Annotated in this window: 1 pseudogene; it reads right to left on the bottom strand. The window is 50.3% G+C overall.

Features of this window, described 5'->3' with window-relative positions:
• Positions 1–597, bottom strand: a pseudogene (locus A3738_RS07670) (2,3-bisphosphoglycerate-independent phosphoglycerate mutase); the annotation flags it as partial.

The raw sequence follows: 597 nt of genomic DNA, 5'->3' as shown, positions 1-597 counted from the left end.
CGGTGGGTAAGCGCATGAAGTTTTGATGTCAGCGGCATACTCGGTCAACATAACAAAGTCAGATAGACTAGGAATTGCTTTGCGCTCAAAGCCATCGAAATTTGGTTCGACAAATGCGCGAGTGATCTCTCGAGCTCGGTCTGCTCTAAAATTCATAAACAGCACGGCATCTTTGTCTTGGATTTGTACTTGCTCGTCATCTGGGGCTTGGATAACGGTAGCCGCGACGAATTCGTCATTCTCATCACGTGCATATGCTTCGTGTAGGCCCGCTACAGGGGAAGCACTTGTGTATTGTCCTTCCGTGAGGGTAAGCAGGTTGTATGCCGACTCAACTCGATCCCATCGGTTGTCGCGGTCCATTGCATAGTAGCGGCCGACGATGCTGGCAACGCGACCGATACCTTTTTCTCTGAGCAAGTTTTCTAATTTTTCTAATGAAGGTTCTGCGCTGCGTGGGGGCATGTCACGGCCATCAAGAAATGCATGAACATACACCTTCTTGGCTCCGCGGCGCTCAGCGAGCTCAACTGCCGCAATGATATGGTCTTCATGGCTATGAACCCCGCCTGGCGATAGCAAACCAAGTAAATGAAC

Source organism: Oleiphilus sp. HI0066, from assembly GCF_001635725.1.
Note: the sequence above shows the minus strand (reverse complement) of the source record. Positions and strands in the feature narration are given on the sequence as shown.